Source organism: Rhodococcus sp. AD45-ID, assembly GCF_003023755.1.
In the GTDB taxonomy this organism is placed as follows: Bacteria; Actinomycetota; Actinomycetes; order Mycobacteriales; family Mycobacteriaceae; genus Rhodococcus_F; species Rhodococcus_F globerula.
In genome coordinates, this window is record NZ_PYHL01000003.1 from 1118474 (window position 1) to 1131493 (window position 13020).

Sequence of the window (13020 nt, forward strand, 5' to 3'; positions counted from 1 at the left end):
TCGCGTTGTTCAGTCACGGATGACGCGCCCGAAACAAGGAGCACGATCACCCATGTCCAATCCGCTCGCACAATCGCCGAATGGGTCGCGCCGTGGAGCGTTGCCGACACCACCTTCGGGCTGGCCGATCGGGTCGTACCCCACCTATGCGGAGGCGCAGCGCGCCGTCGATTACCTGTCCGATCAGGAATTCTCGGTCCAGGATGTCACCATCGTCGGTGTGAATCTGATGCAGGTCGAACGGGTTCTCGGCCGGCTCACGTGGCCCAAGGTGATTGGCGGCGGTCTGGTGTCCGGCGCGTGGCTGGGCGTGTTCTTCGGCCTTCTCCTGGGTCTTTTCACGACCAGCTTCATCGGGCCACTGATCACGGGCATCGTCGGCGGCATCATCTTCGGCGTGATCACCACAACCATCCCGTACGCAGCGACGCGCGGCCAGCGAGATTTTGCCTCGACCATGCAGTTGGTGGCTGGTCGGTACGACGTGCTGTGTGAGCCGAAGACAGCCGAGGCTGCCCGCGATCTCCTCGCGAAGCTCGCGATCTGATCGGTTCAGTGCACGGTGAGCGCGAGGGAACCGTGACGCGTGTACTGACCGATCGCGCCCTCGGTCGGGCGACCCTTGCGCGTCAGTTCCTGCTGGAGCGGGCTGACGTCACTGCCCTCGAAGCCGTCGAACACCTGGCCGGTCTGCAGGCGCAGGCCCCGACGCCGCCGTACCTTGCTCTGTGGGCCCGTGTCAAAAACTTTGCGGCAGAAGAGTTGTCGACACTGATCGAGCGTCGGCAGGTGGTGCGTCTGGTTGCGATGCGCGGAACGGTATTTGTGATGTCGGCTGCTGATGCCGCATCCTTCCGTGGCACGGTTCAGTCGATTATGGACCGTGATCTGCACACCAACACCGCGCACCGGGCGGCGCTGAGCGGAATGGATCTGGCCGCTCTTGCGCAGGCCGGCCGCGAACTTGTTTCCGAGGGGCCACTTACGCAGATGCAGATGAGGCCGCTTCTGGCCGAACGCTTTCCAGGGCGCTCTCCGGAAGGACTCGCGCACGGGATCAGGGGACTCTTGCCGATGGTCCAGGTACCGCCTCGCGGGTTGTGGGGTAGATCGGGACCGCCCGCGTTGACCACGCTGGAGAGTTGGCTGGGCACAGAGCTGGATTCGACTCCTGTTCCAGACGCCCTGGTGTTGCGCTATCTCGCTGCCTTCGGTCCGGCGAGTGTGAAGGACGCCCAGGCGTGGTCGGGATTAACCAGGCTGGCAGAGGTTTTCGAGCGACTGCGTCCGAACCTGATGACGTTCGTGAACGAGAAGGGGACGGAACTGTTCGACCTGCCAGGCGCTCCACGCCCGGACGGCGGCACACCACCGGTCCGGATCTTGGCTCCGTTCGACAACATTCTGCTCTCACATGCGGATCGCTCGCGAATCATGGATGAGCAGTGCCGAACTCGGGTGTTCACGGTGAACGGAATAATCAAACCCGCCGTGCTGGTACGAGGGAAGGTTGTGGGATTCACCGCAGAATCCGCGAAAGGTGATACCGCGCGATTGACGGTGTCACTGTTTTCGCAGCAGTCGAAAACCGCCATGTCATCCATCGAGAGGGAAGCGCGTTCATTGCTGCGATTTCTGCATCCGCCGATCTCCAAGCACGAGATATCCGTCGAAATTCTCACCTAGCGAACACAGGCGTTCTGAAGCGCCCCGGCCTCTGCGCTGCGATCAGCGCCGTGATGGTGCTTAGATGGACGCGTGTCTGACAGTGTTGTGTCCTCCGTCCGCGCGCACCTCGTTGCCAATATCGAGGGGCCGGAGCCGGCTGCGGCCTCGGTGACGTTCCTGGGTGTCGAGCCGCTGGACGTGCTCAGATTCGAATCTCCCGACTCAGTGGTGCACTACGCAACACTGGGGTGCTCGCGGCACCCCATGGGCGATCCGGGTGATCTGGTCGCCGATCCCACACGCGGACCTCGGGCGGAACTGGTGCTCTCGCTGCGCGGCGGCACCGGTATTGCGTCGGGAATCGCGCGCACCTTGGCTGTTCTGGCGGCGGCCCCGTCGGTCGAGGGCATCGTGTTGCTCGACGATGCGCTGCTCGACCTCGGGGAGCCCCTGTGGAAGGGCGCAGCTTTTACTGCAGTCCTTCTCAGTGACAGCGGGATTGAAGATCTGACGCTCCCCGAGCCGATGGATCCGGTTCGGTTCCTCGCCGTGGTCCCCATAACCGGAACCGAAGCAGCCTGGGTCCGTTTGCGCGGTGCAGGTGCACTACGTGAAGCCTGGGCTGAGGCGGGCATCGACGTTCGAGATCCGCACCGAGCGGCGGCGTCGCTCTAACTGCCGCGTCGCTCCGATCTTATTGTGCGGCTTCGTTATCGAGAAGGTCGGCCAGATTCTCCAGGCTGGCCTGCTGGGATCGGCCGAATGCCTTGGTGACAAGCGGGTCTGCCATTCTGCCGAACACTCCGCCAAGGCCACTTTCGCTGTCGAGTCGATAGGTGACGCGCGTGCCCTTCTCGACTTCCTCGCACGTTGTGGTCAGCGTGAAAGCGACGGGGCTTTTGACAGACTTTGCCGAACTTCGCTTGGGCGCATCGTATTCCGTGAACTCGGCGGTCCAGTCGATGCGCTTGCCGAGTATTCGGCTGGCTCCCTGCCAGCGGGTCCCCACTCCTATCGGGCCGTCCGTGATCTGCCGGGATTCGACAATCGAGTTGTCCCAGTTCGGCCAATTCTCAGCGGTGCTGAGGTACTGAAAGACTTCCGGAACCGGGCGCGAAACGATTACTGACTGCTCAACTGTAGGCATCGTAGCTCCTCCGAATTTGCTTGTGGCAAGGTATTTTTCGGGTGCGGTGATTTCGATGCGAGGGACCCGCGGGTACACGTGATACGTGTTGGTACCCACAACTCATTGTCCGCTTGCACTGTGGCTAAGTACAGAGTCAGAGCCAGTTGTTTCGGCGGAACAGAAAGAACAACCCGACGCATACCGACGCGATGAACACCATCACCATCGGATATCCGTATTGCGAACCCAGTTCCGGCATGTTCTCGAAATTCATGCCGTAGATGCCGGCAATTCCGGTCGGTACGGCCGCGATAGCCACCCATGCCGAAATCTTGCGCATGTCGGTGTTCTGCTGCACCGCGATCTTTGCCAGAGCAGCGTCCACGAGCGAACTCAGTACTTCGTCGTACTCGGAGATGCGTTCGGAGACGATGGTGTGATGGTCTCGGACGTCGCGGAAATAGCGTCTGATCTCCTTGGGGACCAACCCGCCTGCGGGTTGTGTCAGTTGCAGGAGTGGCATGCCGAGCGGGGTGACCGACCGTCGAAGTTCGACGATTTCCCGTTTCAGCAGGTAGATGTGCTCAACCGCCACACTATTACGTGGGTTGAACACCAACTCTTCCATGTTGTCGACGTCCTGCTCCACCAGTTGTGTCACCGACAGGTACGTGTCGACGACGTGGTCGGTGATGGCATGGAGAACGGACCACGGTCCCATGGCGAGACGCTCGGGTAGCTGTTCGAGGGCTTTGCGGACACTCGCCAGTTCGGAATGGTCACCGTGCCGAACAGTGACGACAAAGTCCGGACCGACGAACACCATGATCTCGCCGGTCTCCACGATTTCGTTAGCCGTCTCCACGGAATCGTGCGGAACGTAGACAACGGTTCGAAGGACGAGAAACATGACGTCGTCGTAGCGTTCGAGTTTGGGTCGCTCGTGTGCGTGGACGGCATCCTCGACCATCAACTCGTGTAGGCCGAAAGTCTTTGCCACGTCCTGCATTTGGGATTCGTCGGGAGCATGGATCCCAACCCAGACGAATCCCTTTCCGCGTCGGCGCACTTCATCGAGAGCGGCGTTGTGAGTGAACTTTCCCGGGAGCCTGGTGCCGTCCACGTACACAGCACAATCCACAATGGCACGAGCTGCGGGGACGGGAATCCTCGGCAACGGTGGCGGAGCTGATTTGCCGTTCGACCAGTTCGGTAGTGACGGCACTGTGTCTACTCCCTCCGCAGATAGGCGAAGCGCACTATTGCTGCCGCGCAATCGTACGTCAGGATCTCAGGCAATCGACCGGAGCGAGATGGTCTTGCGGATTGCTGACAGACTGGAGCGGTGCGAATAGACCTTCACACCCACTCAAACGCATCAGATGGCACGGACACCCCCGCCGAACTGGTGCGCGCTGCTGCCCACTCCGGACTCGACGTTGTCGCGCTCACCGATCACGACACCACCGCCGGCTGGGCGGAGGCGGAGCGCGCACTGCCTGCCGGGCTCGGACTCGTCCGTGGCATGGAAATGTCGTGTGAAGGCGAAGGTGAGGACGGGTGGCCGGTCGCGGTGCACCTCCTGGCGTACCTGTTCGACCCGGACCACCCCGAGTTCGCCAAGGAACGCGAGCGGCTACGCGGCGAACGGGTCGAAAGAATCCGCACGATGGCGACTCTGATGGCCCGCGACGGGCTGCCGATCGACCCGGACGAAATCCTCGCGTCGGCTGGTCCTTCTGTGGGGCGTCCGCACATCGCAGCGGCTCTGCTGCGGGCCGGCGTGGTCTCGAGCATCGGTGAAGCCTTCAAGGACTTGTTGGCAACCCGCGGGCGCTACGACGTCCCGAAATACGACACGCCGATCGACTACGCCGTTGAACTGGTCGCAGCGGCCGGGGGAGTGACGGTGATCGCTCACGGTCGTGCGCGCACCCGTGGTCGTGTTCTCGCTCTAGGCCACATTCGCGATCTGGCGGCCTCCGGACTCGGCGGACTCGAAGTCGATCACCCGGATCATGCGCCCGCAGATCGGACTCTCCTTCGCGGACTGGCCGGCGAACTCGGCCTCGCGGTGACCGGATCATCGGACTACCACGGAGACAACAAGACGATCGACCTCGGCGACGAGCTCACCGACCCCGCCGACTTCGAGGAATTGATGTCGGCGGCAACAGGCGTCGAGGTGCTGAAACACTGATGTTGGACACGACGCTCTACCTCACGGTTTTCATCACTCTCTTTGTCATCATGGACCCGCCCGGAGTCATTCCGGTGTTCCTGTCCCTGGTCGGCCGCAAGGACCGTGCCGACCGTAATCGCGCGGCGTGGCAGGCCCCGGCAGTGTCACTCGCCGTTATTTCCGTCTTCGCGGTCGGCGGGCAGGCAATCCTCAACTATCTGCACATCGGAATACCCGCGTTGCAGGGCGCCGGCGGATTGCTCCTTCTGCTGATCGCTCTCGAACTACTCACCGGCAAGACGTCCAACCGTCCGCAGGGCGCCGACGACGTCAACGTGGCCCTGGTTCCGCTGGGTACGCCCATGATGGCCGGCCCCGGCGCGATCGCCGCGGTCATCGTCTTTGTCGCCCAGGCAGACGGTGACGCGGCGTCGTACTTTGCGATCGCCTTGGCGATCATCTCGATTCATCTCGTTCTGTTCATAGTGCTGCGATTCTCGACCGCATTGATCCGTGTGCTCGGTGTTGGCGGAATCTCGCTGCTGGCCCGCATCGCAGGTTTGCTGCTTGCCGCCATCGCCGTTCAACTCATCGCGGAGTCCGTCCGCGGATTCATCACGGGAGCGTAGATCGTGACTTACGACAACAACGGTTACGACAACAACAGCTACGACGCATACCGGGACGACAATGCCTACGACAACTCGTACGACTACGACGACCGCTATGACGATTACTACGATGCTCCGGACACCAAGCAGTGGGCGTTGATTCGTGGTCTGCGTGCGCTCAGTGGGACCGTCGCGGCTGGAATCGTTGTTCTCACAGTCGTGGTGATCGCGTCGGCGTATCTGGGAGGCAATCGGGGCTTTCCCGGACCGGGCACCACATCGATCACCGCGCACATCGTGGCGTCGGTAGTGGCGCTGGTCGCACAGATCTTCTGTGACCGTCGCCGCGGCGTTGCCGCAATAGCCGCGTCCGTGGTTGTGCTCGTAACTGCCGGGGTGCTGCTGGTGACGCAGTGGTGGGGTTAGGGACCGAAGGATTTGATTGTGATCGCGCGCAGGTGGCAAACTGGAGGGACTTCGTAGGCGGCGCCACAGCCCGGCCATGAAGAAATTGCATGGATCTGCCAGGGCTCACCCGCCCAACACCATGACGCTTCGGATGTATTGCGGCCAACTTTCTTGCGCACCCGAATGCTCTTCTTCTCTGCAGTTGTTCACGGAAGAAAAGACTCTGACCGTTGCTAACGTTCTGTTTCGGCCGTCAGATCACTACTTCCCAGTAACCCAGCCCCGAGTGCGGCTGGTCATATCAGGAGTGTCATTGTGTCCCTTGTGACTGAAGCCATCAACGTACCCAAGGTCGAGCTGACCGACGAAGAAATCTTTGCCGCTCACGTCGGTGGCAAACTGTCGGTCGAGACCACCGCGCCGCTCGATACGCAGCGCGCTCTGTCGATCGCGTACACGCCGGGTGTGGCTCAGGTGAGCCGCGCCATCGCAGCTGACGAGACCCTTGCCGATCGCTACACGTGGACCAATCGACTGGTTGTCGTCGTCAGTGACGGCACGGCGGTTCTCGGTCTGGGCGATATCGGACCCCGCGCATCGTTGCCCGTCATGGAGGGCAAGTCCGCTCTCTTCAAGAGCTTTGCCGGACTGAACTCCATCCCGCTGGTGCTCGACACCACCGATCCCGACGCGATCGTCGAGACCCTGATCCGTCTGCGTCCGAGCTTCGGCGCGGTCAACCTCGAGGACATCTCGGCGCCGCGTTGCTTCGAGATCGAAAAGCGTGTAATCGAGGCACTTGACTGCCCCGTCATGCACGACGATCAGCACGGCACCGCGATTGTGGTTCTTGCTGCGCTCAAGGGCGCCGTGAAGGTGCAGAGCCGCGACATCACCACGCTCAAGGTTGTCATCTCCGGTGCGGGTGCAGCGGGTGTCGCGTGTGCGAACATTCTGCTCGCCGCCGGTATCAGCGATGTCGTCGTGCTCGACTCGAAGGGCATCATCTCGAGCGAGCGCAGCGACCTCAACGAGATCAAGGTAGAGCTGGCGTCGCGCACCAACCCGCGCAGTGTCCACGGCGGTGCCGTCGAGGCTTTGGCCGGAGCGGACGTCTTCCTCGGTGTCTCGGCGGGCAAGATCCCCGAGGAGCTCATCGCGTCGATGGCTCCCGAGTCGATCGTGTTTGCGCTCTCGAACCCGGATCCGGAGATTCACCCGGAGACCGCGTCGAAGTACGCGGCGATCGTGGCTACCGGCCGCAGTGACTTCCCGAACCAGATCAACAATGTGCTTGCCTTCCCCGGTGTGTTCAAGGGCGCGCTCGACGCCGGCGCCCGTCGCATCACCGAAGGTATGAAGCTCGCTGCCGCCGAGGCGATCCTGTCGGTGGTCGGCGACGAGTTGGCCGTGGACAAGATTGTTCCGAGCCCACTCGACCCTCGCGTGGCGACCGCAGTTGCGGAAGCCGTCGCGGCCGCAGCGCACGCTGAGGGCGTGACCAGCTAAGAGGGACTCCTCGAAAGCCCCGATCGAAACCCGCACACAAGGTTTCGGTCGGGGTTTTTGCGTGGGCAGCTACACGCGTGCGAGGTTCGGGGTGCGTCGCAGTCTGCCGGTTCCCGGGACGGAAGCCCACACGACCAGTGCAAGTACGCCGTCCACGACAAGCGCAACCACCGCGACCAAGATTGCGCCGACAACAACGCGGTCGTACTTGTACAGCGCGATTCCGTCGAAGATGTACCGTCCGATGCCGCCCAGATTGACGTAGGCGGCAACAGTCGCGGTCGCGATGACTTGCAGTGTGGCGTTTCGGAGCCCACCCAGAATGAGCGGAAGCGCATTGGGGACCTCGACGCGTAGCAGTACTTGCGTCTCGGTCATCCCCATTGCGCGCGCCGCGTCGACGACGTCACGGTCGACACTGGCGATGCCGGCATACGTTCCGGCTAGCAATGGCGGAATGCCGAGGATGACCAGTGCGAGGATCGGGGGCATCACTCCCAGTCCCATGAGCAGGACGAGGAACGTCAGCAAGCCGAGCGTGGGTAGTGAGCGCAGTGCGTTGACAAGACTGACCACCACGATCTGACCGCGTCGTAGATGCCCGATGATCAGGCCGATCGGGACCGCGATCACTGCGGCGAGGGCGACGGCCAGCAGGCTGTACCAGAGGTGCTGCAGGATTCGGGTGCCGATTCCGGTGTCGCCGCTCCAGTTGTCGGGATTGGTCAGGTACTCCCAGGCGCCGGTGAAGATACTCATACCGGCTCACCTTCGGCCGTGACGATCGCGGGGACCTTCGATGCGGACGGAGTTCTGGTCCACGGGGTCAGGAACCTGCCGAGCAGATACAGGATCAAATCGAGGGCCAGTGCCAGGACCACGATGGCGATGATGCCGGCCACGATCTGGTCGGGGTAGTTGCGGTCGTAGCCCTGTTTGAACAGCACTCCCAGACCGCCGATGCCGATCAGCGAACCCACCGACACCAGCGAAATGTTGGTCACCGCAATCACTCTGACATTTGCGATCAGAACCGGAAGTGCAAGGGGCAGTTCGACCGTCAACGCCCGGCGCAGTGCGGTGAAGCCGATGGCCGTCGAGGCATCGATGACGTTGGCGGGCACCGAATCCAACGCTTCCGGCACCGCGCGGACGAGCAGTGCGGTGGAATACACACTGAGCGCGATGATGACGTTGAGCGGATCGAGTGTCTTGAGTCCGAAGATCTGCGGGATGGTGACAAACAGTGCCAATGACGGAATGGTGAACGCAATGCTGGCCAAGGTCAACGTGATTCGGCGCAGCCATCGGATATTCCGAATTGCCGTGCCGACGGGAAGGGCAATGACCAAGCCCACCGCCAACGGCACCAGCGCGAGATACAGATGTGTTCGTGTGTAATCCAGAACCGTCGAGAAATTGTCGATGAGCCAGCGCACGCCGCTACACCCCGAACCCTTCGGTGAAGGCGAGTCGATTGCGTTCCTGGTCCTCTCGCCGACGCTGCTCGGCCAATTTAGCCACAACCTCGGAGCCCAGAATGCCGCCGATCACCGCACCTTCGGCATCCACTGCAACACCGATTCCCGACGGTGACGAGATGGCCGCGTCGAGTGCCTGCCGAAGATCGCCGCCCGGGCCGAAGAGAGAGCCGCCGGCGGACGTCGACTGTGCCAGAGTGTGTCCGGCGCGTATGCCCTCGACACCGGTGACATCGATCCAGCCTAGGGGTGAACCGGACTCGCTGACAACGAGCACCCATTCACCCAATTCGAGTCTCAGGGATGTCAGTTCCAACTCGGTGGCCGTCCGGATGGAGTGCAGCGGCACCTCGTCCGCGCTGCGGAAGGACAGTCCTCGATATCCGCGATCACGTCCGACAAAACCGGCCACGAAATCCGTAGCCGGCGCGGCCAATACGTCGCGCGGCGCCGCCACCTGCTGCAGTCGACCGCCCGGGCCGAAGACCGCGATGTGGTCGCCCAGTTTGACGGCTTCGTCGATATCGTGCGTGACAAAGACGATGGTCTTCTTCAGTTCGCTTTGCAGGCGCAGCATTTCGGTTTGCAGGTCCTCACGAACCACCGGATCGACGGCGCTGAAGGGTTCGTCCATCAACAGAATCGGCGGATCGGCAGCCAACGCGCGGGCGACACCCACTCGCTGCTGCTGCCCGCCGGACAACTGCGCCGGGTAGCGCGTCGCCAGTGACGGATCGAGACCCACGCGTTCGAGAACACCCAGTGCGGCTTTACGTGCGGCGCGGCGAGATTCACCCCGCAGCACCGGAACCGTTGCGACGTTGTCGACGACGGTCCGGTGCGGCAACAGCCCGGCATTCTGGATGACGTAGCCGATACCGAGTCGCAAGGTCACCGCGTCGGTCTGCGAGATGTCGCGGCCGTCGACGCGGATTGTGCCCGACGTGGGCGTGATCATCCGGTTGATCATCCGCATCGACGTTGTTTTGCCACACCCGGACGGACCGACGAACACCGTGAACGACTCGGCCTCGATGGTGAGATCGAGTCGATCAACTGCGGTGGTGCCGTCCGGGAACTGCTTGGTGACTCCCTCGAAGGTGATCACGTGGGTTACGAGACCGGCTTGTCGAGGCCCTGCGCCGAGATCCACGCCTTGGCTGCTGCGGCCGGTTCCGTCTTGGCGTCGCCGGACACCGCCACGTTGAGATCGAGCAGTTCCTCGGTGGTCAGCTTTGCCGAGACCGCGTCGAGGACGGCTGCGAGCTTGTCGGACGATGCCGATGCGCGCAGCACCGGCACGACGTTCTGGGCGGGGAAATTGTTCTTCGGGTCTTCGAGGACAACAAAGTTGTTGGCCGGAATCGACGCCGACGTCGTGAAAATGTTTGCGGCGGTGATGTCACCGGATGCGAGTGCCTTGACCGTTGCCGGGCCACCGCCGTCCGCGATCGGGACAAAATTGGAGGCCGAGATGTCGAGTCCGTAGTTTGCCTTCAACCCGGGCAGGCCGACGGGGCGCTCCTGGAATTCGGCCGGCGCGCCGAACTTGACCTCGGCGGAATGCGGCGCCAGGTCGGCGATGGTCTTCAGGTTCCACTTGTCTGCCGTTTCCTTGGTGACGACTACGGCATCTTTGTCCTCCGCCGACGCGGGTGTGGTGATGGCCAATTCGCTACCCAATGCCGCCGGCAGAGCAGCCAGGACGTCCGCGGAACTGGTCGCGGTGGCAGCGGGATCGAGATACTGCAGAAGATTGCCCGTGTAGTCGGGGATGAGGGTGATCGAGCCGTCCTTCAACGCCGGAATGTAAGCCTCGCGGCTACCGATGTTGAACGAAGTGGACACGTCGAAACCGTTGACGCGAAGTGCTTCCGCATAGATGTTGGCAATGATCTCGGACTCGGTGAAGTTTGCCGAACCCACGACGACGGTGTTGGGGTCCGAACTGCTGTCGCTGTTGTCACTGCTGCCACACGCAGTGAGCGCAGCGAGTGAGAGGACAGTTGCCGCTGCTACGAGCAGACGGCTGGAACGAAATCGTGAGGTGCGCATGTGCGTCCTTCCGTGTTTCGGGCGTCGACAACCATTCCCGTCACCCGAGTGTCACTCGAGTAGGACTGGTTACCGCGCATCGCCAGGCAAGTGTAACGATAGGTACCGACAAGGCACGGTATTCGATCAGTGGGAACGGAATGTGAGGGTTCGGTGCTATCTGCACGCGCGAGGTATTCGACAGTTGTTGCAGCAGTGCTGGTCCTGCCCGTTCTGACCGGATGCAGCACCGGCGATTCGGTGATAGGGAACGACGCCGGTGCCCCGACCGAGCAGGTAGTCGTGGCGTCGGGGGAGTCGGTGGAGGGTTCGGTCCTGGCCGAAGTGTACGCAACCGTGTTGGCGTCGTCGGGGGTGCCAAGTCGAGTCGAGGAACTCACCGGCGGACGGTCGGACGCACTTGCTGCGCTCGATGCCGCGCGTGTGACGTTGGTACCCGAGTTCACCGGTTCGCTACTAACTTACTACGAACCGCAGAATCCGGCCCGCGCCGCCGACGACGTCTTCGAAGCGTTGAGTCGTTCTCTGCCCGAGGGTCTTTCGGTTGCAGACTATGCAACCGCAGAAGACCGGGCCGTCGTGGCGTTGGGACGCGATTCCGCATCGGGGACTCAGTCGCGCACCCTCGGGGCATTTGCACCCTCGTGCGCTTTGACCGTTGCCGTTGTATCACCACGGTTTATCGAAGATGGTGCACTGGAACAATTAGCGGAAGGCGCTGACTGTACTTTTGCGCGCGTCGAGCAATCGGCAGCCGACATATCGGACACTGCTGCGACCGAACCCACCGCCTTCGGAACTACGACGCTCTCGCCCCTGGCTCAGTCAACCGCTGTCACAGTGCTGGCCGATCCGGATCACATCCTGGCTGCGCAGAACGTCGTTCCACTGTTTCGGACCGGTGCATTGAGTGATCCCGCAGTCAAAGCGCTCAGTGTTGTTGCGGGTGAACTGTCCACGACAGACCTTGCCGCGATGATCGACCAGGTCCGACGCGGGCAGGCGACGCCGTCAGCGGTGGCGCGATCCTGGTGGGACACCCGTCAATGACTGGCCGCATCGGCTGAATTGTCCGCTGCCCTGGCTCCGTGTGATTCCAGGAATTGCCCCAGATCGGCTACCGCGTCGGCGGCTTCGGTGACCAGCGACGCCTGGGCGTGCGCGACATGCCACAACCGTGCGTATTCGACCAGTGACACGTCGACGCCGGCCGCGGTGAGTTTGTCTGCGAACTCCACGACCTGAGGGTAGAGGACTTCACCCGATCCGATGTGAATCCTTGTGGGCGGCAGTGTTTCGAGGTTTCCATGCATGGGTGCGTAGCCGGGATCTGTGCGGTTGCCGTGTCCGAGGTAGGCGTCGGCGGCGTCGAACGACCAGCCGGTGTTGACGACCAGATCGGCTTTCTTCCCGGCGCTGCGATCCCCGGGATCCACCCAGGGCGAGATCAGTGCCAACGCCCCGGGCTGTACGCCGTGACGCTCGATGAGGCGAAGTGCCGTTGCGACCGCCAAACCGCCGCCGGCGCTGTCACCGGCAATGGCAACCTGCTCGGGCCGGTAGTCGAATTCGGTGATCAGTTGCATGTACGCCGCTGCGGCGTCGTCGAGCGCTGCGGGATAAGGATTCTCGGGAGCGAGCCGGTAATCCAACGTGAAGACAGCGCGGGAAGATTCGCGTGCCAGATGTGCTGCCAGGCTGCGGTGTGTGCTCAGCGAGCCCAGCGTGTAGGCGCCGCCGTGCAAGTAGAGCACTGCCGACGGGCGTTCGGTTGCTCCGACCGTGATCCGCTCGGCGGGTCGGCAGGCGAGTTCCAGCGGACGCACAACGGCGCCCGCTGGAATCTGCTGCAGGGGAGCTCCGGCCTCGAGCAGTAAACGCTGAACCCGATACGGCAGTCGCGAGTTGAAGGCCAGACGGAAGTACGGCTTCAACAAGAAAGCGACAACGGGTAGCGGAAGGGTGAACGTGCTCACC

At 62.5% G+C, this 13020-nt stretch carries 15 protein-coding genes; 8 read left to right on the plus strand and 7 right to left on the minus strand.

Translation table 11 applies throughout. From position 1 onward, the window contains the following. The first annotated feature begins 52 nt into the window (after positions 1-52). The 3 genes from C7T36_RS29440 to C7T36_RS29450 all read left to right on the plus strand — a co-directional run bounded on the left by C7T36_RS29440 (position 53) and on the right by C7T36_RS29450 (position 2343). On the plus strand, positions 53-547 hold the full coding sequence (locus C7T36_RS29440) for a general stress protein (RefSeq protein ID WP_033234426.1): 495 nt from the start codon (positions 53-55) through the stop codon (positions 545-547). A gap of 32 nt (positions 548-579) precedes the next feature. Next, the gene (locus C7T36_RS29445) at positions 580-1686 is read left to right on the plus strand and encodes a winged helix DNA-binding domain-containing protein (protein WP_239654784.1); all 1107 of its coding nucleotides are present in this window, start codon (positions 580-582) and stop codon (positions 1684-1686) included. 72 nt (positions 1687-1758) lie between these two features. Then, complete coding sequence (locus tag C7T36_RS29450) at positions 1759-2343, plus strand: suppressor of fused domain protein (RefSeq protein ID WP_033234425.1); 585 nt, start codon at positions 1759-1761, stop codon at positions 2341-2343. Positions 2344-2362: 19 nt separating this feature from the next. Here C7T36_RS29450 and C7T36_RS29455 read toward each other — a convergent pair whose 3' ends face one another. Together C7T36_RS29455 and C7T36_RS29460 are read right to left on the minus strand one after the other, a co-directional pair. After that, positions 2363-2815, minus strand: a complete 453-nt coding sequence (locus tag C7T36_RS29455) for an SRPBCC family protein (protein WP_033234597.1) — start codon at positions 2813-2815, stop codon at positions 2363-2365. Between the two features lie 136 nt (positions 2816-2951). Further along, positions 2952-4022: a magnesium and cobalt transport protein CorA gene (locus tag C7T36_RS29460; protein WP_045069510.1), complete on the minus strand. Its 1071-nt coding sequence runs from the start codon at positions 4020-4022 to the stop codon at positions 2952-2954. Positions 4023-4142: 120 nt separating this feature from the next. Between C7T36_RS29460 and C7T36_RS29465 the strand changes: the two genes are divergently transcribed. The 4 genes from C7T36_RS29465 to C7T36_RS29480 all read left to right on the plus strand — a co-directional run bounded on the left by C7T36_RS29465 (position 4143) and on the right by C7T36_RS29480 (position 7507). Beyond that, a complete protein-coding gene (locus C7T36_RS29465; protein WP_033234423.1) occupies positions 4143-4997 on the plus strand; it encodes a PHP domain-containing protein in 855 nt (284 codons plus the stop codon). After that, positions 4997-5608 (plus strand): MarC family protein, encoded by a 612-nt coding sequence (locus tag C7T36_RS29470; protein ID WP_045069511.1) that lies wholly within the window; start codon positions 4997-4999, stop codon positions 5606-5608. Before C7T36_RS29465 ends, C7T36_RS29470 begins: the two co-directional genes overlap by 1 nt. A gap of 3 nt (positions 5609-5611) precedes the next feature. After that, positions 5612-6016, plus strand: a complete 405-nt coding sequence (locus C7T36_RS29475; RefSeq protein WP_033234421.1) for a hypothetical protein — start codon at positions 5612-5614, stop codon at positions 6014-6016. 297 nt (positions 6017-6313) lie between these two features. After that, positions 6314-7507 (plus strand): NADP-dependent malic enzyme, encoded by a 1194-nt coding sequence (locus tag C7T36_RS29480; RefSeq protein WP_045069512.1) that lies wholly within the window; start codon positions 6314-6316, stop codon positions 7505-7507. A gap of 69 nt (positions 7508-7576) precedes the next feature. Here C7T36_RS29480 and C7T36_RS29485 read toward each other — a convergent pair whose 3' ends face one another. The 4 genes from C7T36_RS29485 to C7T36_RS29500 are packed head-to-tail and all read right to left on the minus strand — an operon-like array spanning position 7577 to position 11043. After that, complete coding sequence (locus C7T36_RS29485) at positions 7577-8266, minus strand: ABC transporter permease (RefSeq protein ID WP_033236695.1); 690 nt, start codon at positions 8264-8266, stop codon at positions 7577-7579. Then, positions 8263-8946: an ABC transporter permease gene (locus tag C7T36_RS29490; protein ID WP_045069513.1), complete on the minus strand. Its 684-nt coding sequence runs from the start codon at positions 8944-8946 to the stop codon at positions 8263-8265. The genes C7T36_RS29485 and C7T36_RS29490 overlap by 4 nt, the downstream gene beginning before the upstream one ends. 4 nt (positions 8947-8950) lie before the next feature. Further along, entirely contained in the window at positions 8951-10096 is a 1146-nt protein-coding gene (locus C7T36_RS29495; RefSeq protein ID WP_045069515.1) for an ABC transporter ATP-binding protein, read from the minus strand. Positions 10097-10101: 5 nt separating this feature from the next. Next, the gene (locus C7T36_RS29500; RefSeq protein ID WP_033236698.1) at positions 10102-11043 is read right to left on the minus strand and encodes an ABC transporter substrate-binding protein; all 942 of its coding nucleotides are present in this window, start codon (positions 11041-11043) and stop codon (positions 10102-10104) included. 153 nt (positions 11044-11196) lie between these two features. On the opposite strand from C7T36_RS29500, the gene C7T36_RS29505 reads away from it, so the two are divergent. After that, positions 11197-12093, plus strand: a complete 897-nt coding sequence (locus C7T36_RS29505) for a glycine betaine ABC transporter substrate-binding protein (protein ID WP_045069902.1) — start codon at positions 11197-11199, stop codon at positions 12091-12093. On the opposite strand, the gene C7T36_RS29510 is transcribed toward C7T36_RS29505, so the two are convergent. Further along, positions 12087-13019 carry an alpha/beta hydrolase gene (locus C7T36_RS29510; RefSeq protein ID WP_045069518.1) on the minus strand — a complete coding sequence of 311 codons (933 nt, stop codon included), beginning with the start codon at positions 13017-13019 and terminating at the stop codon, positions 12087-12089. The genes C7T36_RS29505 and C7T36_RS29510 overlap by 7 nt on opposite strands. Position 13020: the final 1 nt, after the last annotated feature.